The organism is Segeticoccus rhizosphaerae, assembly GCF_009192725.1.
In the GTDB taxonomy this organism is placed as follows: Bacteria; Actinomycetota; Actinomycetes; order Actinomycetales; family Dermatophilaceae; genus Segeticoccus; species Segeticoccus rhizosphaerae.
The window spans coordinates 1-5,827 of record NZ_VOHR01000242.1 but is presented as its reverse complement, the minus strand read 5'-3'; the positions used below and the strand labels follow the sequence as shown (position 1 = coordinate 5,827).

Sequence of the window (5,827 nt, the reverse complement as noted above, 5' to 3'; positions counted from 1 at the left end):
CGTGCTGGCGGTCCGGGTCGACGACCAGCTCGACGTCCAGCGGCTCGGTGCGCAGCGCTGCCTGGAGGCGCTCGCTGCGCTGCCCTGCCACCACGACGACCCGCCGGACTCCTGCCCGCTGCAGCGAGGCGAGCGCGCGGTGCAACAGGGTCACACCTCCCACGCGGCGCAGCACGGTCGGCTGGCCCACCGGGAGGTTGGTGGAGGTCGTGGCGACGAGCACGGCATCGACCGGCGCCGACCCGTGGCGCTCCGACGCCCCTTCGCTGTCCATGGTCAAGGTTCAGGCCGCCACCCTCGCGCGGGCAAGGCCGAAGCACGCGACCAGCGACGCTGCCGCGAGCGCCGTCATGACCACTCCCATTCCGGTGGCTTGCCCCATGCCGCCGATGCCCATCAGGACCGGGGCCAGGGCGCCGACGAGGAACTGGACGGTGCCGAGCATCGCCGAGGCGGTGCCCGCGTGGGCACCGTGGTCGGCCAACGCCAGCGCCGTGGCGTTGGGCATGATCAGGCCGATCGTGGCGACGGAGACGAACAGTGCGACCAGCAACCCCCACAGCGGACCGCTCGCGACAACCAGCAGCACGCCCACCGTCCCGCACACCTGCAGGACGACGCCGAGGCGCAGCAGGCGGGACGGGTCGACGCGTCCGACGAGGACTCCGGTGAGCTGCGAACAGACCACGAGGCCAACCGCATTGGCGCCGAACACCAGGCTGAACTGCTGCGGGGTGAGGTCGCGCAGCTGCTGCAGCACGAACGGTGACGCGGAGATGTAGGCGAACATCGCGCCGAAGCTCAGCCCGATGGTCAGCAGGTGGCCGACGAACGTCCGGTCGCGGGCGAGGGAGACGAATGTGCGCAGCGTCCGCGCGATGCTGCCCGCGTGCCTCCGATCCGGCGACAACGACTCGGGCAGCCACGCGACCACCGCTGCCAACAGGAGCGCGCCGAGGACGGCAAGGATCACGAACACCCAGCGCCAGGAGCCGAACCGCAGCACCTGCCCGCCGACCACCGGCGCCAGGATGGGCGCCAGTCCGTTGATCATCATCACCATGGCGAAGAGGCGCGCCAACGCCGGTCCCTCGCGCAGGTCTCGGATCACCGCCCTGGCGATGACGATCCCGGCGGCGCCGGCGAGCCCCTGCAACAGGCGCATCGCGATGAGCAGGGAGATCGAGGGTGCCACGGCGCAGAGCACCGACGCGACGGCATACACGACAAGGCTGGCGAGCAGCGGCCTGCGGCGCCCGAGCGTGTCACTGAGCGGGCCAGCCAGGGCCTGCCCCAGGGCGAGACCGACCAGGCAGGCCGTAAGGGTGATCTGGACGAGGGTGTCGCTGGTCGACAGGTCCCCGGCGATGCGCGGCAGGGCCGGGAGGTACATGTCGATCGACAGCGGACCGAATGCGCTCAGCCCTCCGAGGACGACGAGCACCGCCAGCTTGCGTGACCGCGTCGGTGACGACTGCGTGGCGGCCCGGACGCCTCCACCCATGCTCGGCCCACCCCGCTTTCTGTCAGTCAGAGCGCTGTCACCCGCCTCTTCGTCCCTGCGAACCGGGTTGAGGCACAGAAAGCGCGGTGCGCGGGCTAGCGGTAGTTCACGAACTGCAGGGCCACGTCGAGGTCGGCGCCCTTGAGCATCTGCTGGACCGCCTGCAGGTCGTCGCGCGACTTGCCCGACACCCGCAGCTCGTCTCCCTGGATCGTGGCCTTGACCTTCTTGCCGAACTCGTCCCGGATCAGCTTGGACACCTTCTTGGCGTCCTCCTGGCTGATGCCCTCCTTGAGGGTCGCCTCGAGTCGATACTCCTTGCCGCTGGGCTTCGGGTCCCCGTCGTTGCTCAGATCCAGCGTCTTCAGCGAGACACCGCGCTTGACCAGCTTGGTCTGGAACACGTCGAGGACGGCGCGCACGCGCTCCTCGCTGTTCGCCTTCATGACGATCGTGTCACCGCTCCAGGCGATGTCGGCGCCGATGTTCTTGAAGTCGTAGCGCTGACCGACCTCCTTGCTGGCCTGGTTGAGCGCGTTGCTGACCTCCTGGCGGTCCACCTTGCTGACGATGTCGAAGGATGAGTCGGCCATGGAACTCCTCGGGTCGGTGCCGTTCGCGATCATCCCGCCGGCGCCGATTGGACGCGCCCCGCGGGCCTGTTGCTATCCTGCCACCTGCACCACGGCAGGTTGCCCGAGCGGCCAATGGGAGCGGACTGTAAATCCGTCGCGAAAGCTTCGAAGGTTCGAATCCTTCACCTGCCACCACGTGCGCGAACGGGCCCCTGACCTGCGGAGACGCTGGTCGGGGGCCCGCCCCCTTTGATCCGGCCGTCACCGGGCAAAACCGGCGTTCTACGGGTCTTCGCGGGCAGTACGCGGGCAAATGCGGTCAACCAGCTGAGGCGAGCGAAGGGCTACTGCCGCAGGATGGACTCGATGCGCGACATGGCAAGGTCCTCCTGGCCGGCGACGCAGGACGCGTAGGCACGTAGCAGGACGTTCACGCTGTGCCCTGCCCACTCGGCCACCTGGGTGGCGGGGACTCCGGCGTTCAGCCACAGCGATACGGCGGCGTGGCGCAGGTCGTACGGCCGTCGGGCAAGCGGGGAGGCCGCCTCCGTCTCCGTGAGCGCCTCCCGACGGGCCGCTGACCACGTCCGGTAGACAATCCCCATCGAGATCGGCTTGGAGTATGGCGCGACCAAGGGGACACCGGCACGACCGGTGCGCGTCACGAACAACCGGCCACCGGTGCCCGGCGGAAAGGCGTCCACGTGCCGGCGGAGGATGGCAACCAGCTCGGGGGTGGCCGGCACCGGCCGGACTTGGCGCATCGCTCGGTGCTTGAGTGCGCGATCCTCGTTGCCCTCTCCGGAGTCGGTCCAGCCCCGTCCCGCTTCTTGGGTGGACCCCGCGAGGAGGAGGGTGCCCCACCCGGACTCGGGCAGGACACAGTCCTGAACCCGCAGGTGGCGCACCTCTGAGGGGCGCATGGCGGCGAAGTAGATGCACGCGAAGAACGCTTCCAGGGCCGGGCGTGCCCTGGCCACCTCGCCGAGCAGTCTGCGCGCTTGGTCCGGGTTGACGACAACGCGCCGATCGACGTTGTCCGTGTGCGGTGGGGGGGACCACCTCAGCTTGTCCAGGGATTCGCTTGCAGCTGGCCGAGCTCGACCGCGTAGGCCAAGGCGCTGTAGAAGGCAGATCGCTTCCGTCTAACGGTCGCGGAGGAGGCTGGTTTGCCTTCGAGCGTCGTCGAGATTGGCGTCCAAGCCTCGGCGCACGACCTCGGGTTGCGCCAAGCGCGCGAGCGGCTCCGAGCGGCGTTCCATCCATCGCAGGCTTGATGCCCACTGTTGGGGCGGGACGCCCGCCTCTGAGAGTGCCGTTGCACCCCGGGCGGTCTTGTTGAACGACCAGCCCATCAAGGCAAGCCTCAGGCCACCGGGCGGAGCGCTGTCGGGGTCGATCACCAGGGCACAGGTCACGGTGGTGAGGGCCTCGGCGATCCCCTTGCGGTGGCGGGCCGAGACGTGGTCCCACTTGAGGTCAACGAAGGCGCAGGCATGCTCGTACCAGGTCGTTCTCACGCCGATGTCCGTCAGGACGGTGGGCAGGCCGCTCTGTGGGTCGAACGCAGACCCTTCTCGGGCGGCGACGACAATGCTGGTACGGAAGGAATCGGCGAGCTTGCGCGTGGCGAAGGTGCGTTGGTGGGAACGGCCGGCCACGAGCCGTCGCACGACGTACCCATTCCGGCTGCGACCCTTTCGAGCCCGGATGTCCCAGATGCGCACGTTGAACGCGGTGGGGTCGGAGCGCGTCACGTCAGGTCACCCGGCGTGAGCCGGCGGTGGGACATGGGCGTCATGCCATCTCTTCCAGGCACTTCAGCCAGCGGTCGAGCTCGTCCCGGCGGATGCGGACCTCACCATTCGGCAGCTTGAGGCCATGGGGTCCTTTGTGTGCGGCGCGCCAGTCGTAGAAGGTGGATCTAGCCACGCCGAGCTCGGCGCAGACCTCGGCGACGGTGAGGAGGTCGCGGGCGGTGGTCCTGCCGTTGACCGGGAGTTTGTGAATGGTCATCTCGGCTCCTTCGGCGCCGTTGGGTCTGGTTCGACTACCGGCGCGGCGGTCCACCATTGGACGTCAACGCCAGCATGAGTCGGCGGTGCGTTTCCAGCACCGGGTTGGGGCGGTTCTGTGGACGAGGAGCTCGGGACGGACTGGCGCGTTCTGCCACGTGTTGTCGCCGGGAATCTTGCCCGCGCTCTGCGCACTCTCCCGCTGCCGCATCGGATCACGGGTTGTCTACTCCGGTTCGGGGGCACCATCGCTCTGCACTCTGATGGACCCTCGCCCGATCCAGTTCGGCAAGGACTGGTCGTCCTGCTCGATCATCAATCTTGGGAAGGCTGAGCGCGGGTCGTCCGGGTTATTGCCGCCTTGCGCGGTTGGTTACGCCGGCTCTGCCGACGAGGGCACCAAGCACCATCACCGGAACCGCCCCGTAGAGGGCCCCCGTCCCGGTACGAGATCCGGACGACCTATACGGCGACGATGGTCCCTCACGCAGGCTCGCTGACCCGTTTCGCCCTGCTCGTTCCCGTAGGTGGTTCGGCTTATGGCGCATGGATCGCTGATGCGTCAACCGTGTGCCGTGGCGGGATTCCTTTGCGGAGTGACCTGCGACAGCGGGGGCCGTGGTGCTCTCCCGTCTGGCGCCGTCCTCCCTGCACAGCCACCCAGCGGGCGTCATGGAGTCGGCCGCTTCAGTCCGCGTGGGCCCCTCTGGACGTGGGAGGGTCAGTGAATGGCGGAGCTGTTGGTGGCACAGGTGCTGTGGCTGTTGGGGCAAGATGAACAGTTGCTGCGGCCACGGGTGGGGACCCTGCGCGTGGCGATCACCGCAGGAGCACTCCTCGACGTCCTTGACAGTGGCGCGGCGGGTTGGGCTGGCACCGACGACGAGCCGCAGGTGCGGGCCACCGGTGTCAGCCCCTCGGACCCGCTCACCAGGGCATGGGCTGCCCGGCTCACTCAGGCCGCACCGTCACAGCCGATCCCCGTCATCCACGCGATCAACACCCTCGGATCAGGGATGTGGGAGGCGGTAGGGACGGATCTCGTACACCGCGGCCTGGCGATCGCCGTCCGTCGGCCGGTGCGGCGCTGGTTGACGCCGCGGCACCGTCCGGATCGCGGCGCCACCCACCGGGCTCGCGCTCACCTGCGCAACGTGATCCACGGGGCCGAGCCGGCCACGGCGCAGGACCATGGCGTGCTCGCTGTAGCGTGGTGCGCCGACGTGGCGGAACACGTCCTGAGCCGGAGCGCGTTCATCGACCCAGCTGTCGTGGAGCCGACCCGCGTCCTCCTCGAGGACAGCGCGCTGGTGCGCCGACTCAACGAAGCCGTTTCCTATCTGGTGAGTATGGCCCCGGGGCTGGGAATCACGCCCTCCTGGCCGGGCATCGGGCCCTGAAACCCGCCACAGGCCTTGGATTGCGCGCCGGGCGATGCCACGCTAAGCGACCTAGACCTGAGGGGCGCGTATCGGCTCCCTACTCATGTCCGGTTACGGATTCCGTCGTACCGCTAGGTACCTCGTGGCGACTCCCCAGACTAGGAACGTGGCCGGGAGCACGACGAGCGGCACCAATTCGTCGGGCAGGTGCAGCAGCAGCCGGCAAATGACTTCCGCGACGGCGAAAGTGACCGCTCATCCGCGAACCTTGGGTGCGGCGGGATGGTCCCGCTGGTCCACCTCCACCGTCGGGAGAGGACCTTGGCAGCGTGACCGGACAGGTCCAGCGGC

At 68.8% G+C, this 5,827-nt stretch carries 7 protein-coding genes and 1 tRNA gene; 2 read left to right on the top strand and 6 right to left on the bottom strand.

Going from position 1 to position 5,827, the window contains the following annotated elements; all coding sequences use genetic code 11:
• The 3 genes from FRW57_RS16150 to FRW57_RS16140 form a co-directional block, all read right to left on the bottom strand.
• Positions 1–274 (bottom strand): NTP transferase domain-containing protein (locus FRW57_RS16150; protein ID WP_152186476.1); only part of this gene is annotated, 274 nt, incomplete at its 3' end.
• 9 nt (positions 275–283) lie between these two features.
• Entirely contained in the window at positions 284–1,504 is a 1,221-nt protein-coding gene (locus FRW57_RS16145; RefSeq protein ID WP_152186475.1) for a multidrug effflux MFS transporter, read from the bottom strand.
• Between the two features lie 95 nt (positions 1,505–1,599).
• The gene (locus tag FRW57_RS16140) at positions 1,600–2,097 is read right to left on the bottom strand and encodes a YajQ family cyclic di-GMP-binding protein (RefSeq protein ID WP_137120629.1); all 498 of its coding nucleotides are present in this window, start codon (positions 2,095–2,097) and stop codon (positions 1,600–1,602) included.
• Positions 2,098–2,190: 93 nt separating this feature from the next.
• On the opposite strand from FRW57_RS16140, the gene FRW57_RS16135 reads away from it, so the two are divergent.
• Positions 2,191–2,274: transfer RNA gene (locus tag FRW57_RS16135), tRNA-Tyr, on the top strand.
• A gap of 149 nt (positions 2,275–2,423) precedes the next feature.
• Here the strand turns inward: FRW57_RS16135 and FRW57_RS24105 are convergent.
• The 3 genes from FRW57_RS24105 to FRW57_RS16125 all read right to left on the bottom strand — a co-directional run bounded on the left by FRW57_RS24105 (position 2,424) and on the right by FRW57_RS16125 (position 4,095).
• The gene (locus tag FRW57_RS24105) at positions 2,424–3,059 is read right to left on the bottom strand and encodes a hypothetical protein (protein WP_203230366.1); all 636 of its coding nucleotides are present in this window, start codon (positions 3,057–3,059) and stop codon (positions 2,424–2,426) included.
• Between the two features lie 165 nt (positions 3,060–3,224).
• Positions 3,225–3,806: a hypothetical protein gene (locus tag FRW57_RS24100; RefSeq protein ID WP_203230365.1), complete on the bottom strand. Its 582-nt coding sequence runs from the start codon at positions 3,804–3,806 to the stop codon at positions 3,225–3,227.
• 70 nt (positions 3,807–3,876) lie between these two features.
• On the bottom strand, positions 3,877–4,095 hold the full coding sequence (locus tag FRW57_RS16125) for a helix-turn-helix transcriptional regulator (protein WP_137120627.1): 219 nt from the start codon (positions 4,093–4,095) through the stop codon (positions 3,877–3,879).
• A 727-nt stretch (positions 4,096–4,822) separates the two neighbouring features.
• Between FRW57_RS16125 and FRW57_RS16120 the strand changes: the two genes are divergently transcribed.
• Complete coding sequence (locus FRW57_RS16120; RefSeq protein ID WP_137120626.1) at positions 4,823–5,494, top strand: GPP34 family phosphoprotein; 672 nt, start codon at positions 4,823–4,825, stop codon at positions 5,492–5,494.
• Positions 5,495–5,827: the final 333 nt, after the last annotated feature.

Excerpts from the sequence above, each read along its gene's own strand:
- FRW57_RS16145 (WP_152186475.1), bottom strand. The coding sequence starts at position 1,504 with ATGGGTGGAGGCGTCCGGGCCGCCACGCAGTCGTCACCGACGCGGTCA.
- FRW57_RS16140 (WP_137120629.1), bottom strand. The coding sequence starts at position 2,097 with ATGGCCGACTCATCCTTCGACATCGTCAGCAAGGTGGACCGCCAGGAG.
- FRW57_RS16125 (WP_137120627.1), bottom strand. The coding sequence starts at position 4,095 with ATGACCATTCACAAACTCCCGGTCAACGGCAGGACCACCGCCCGCGAC.
- FRW57_RS16120 (WP_137120626.1), top strand. The coding sequence starts at position 4,823 with ATGGCGGAGCTGTTGGTGGCACAGGTGCTGTGGCTGTTGGGGCAAGAT.